At 71.9% G+C, this 235-nt stretch carries 1 pseudogene; it reads right to left on the bottom strand.

What is annotated here, in order from left to right:
• Positions 1–235: pseudogene (locus tag QN345_RS20365) on the bottom strand (hypothetical protein); the annotation flags it as partial.

Raw genomic sequence — 235 nt, 5'->3', positions numbered from 1 at the left:
GCACGATCCACCACGCGTCGTGCGCGGGGGCGTCGAGCGTGGCGCCCGCGGTGCCCATCTGCCCGTAGCCGGCGATCTCGAACAGGCTCGCCACCACCCGGGTCAGCAGCCCGATCGTGAGCCCCCAGAGCAGGTCGAGCGGATGGAAGCGCAGCCCGAAGTCACGGGCGAGCGAGCGGGAGCCGCGCAGGTAACAGGCCACGAGCACGCTTCCGAGTAGCGGCACCCACACCAC

It is taken from the genome of Cryobacterium sp. 10I1 (assembly GCF_035019805.1).
Classification (GTDB): Bacteria; Actinomycetota; Actinomycetes; order Actinomycetales; family Microbacteriaceae; genus Cryobacterium; species Cryobacterium glucosi.
The sequence above is the reverse complement of the archived record's forward strand: the minus strand, read 5'-3'. Positions and strand labels throughout refer to the sequence as shown.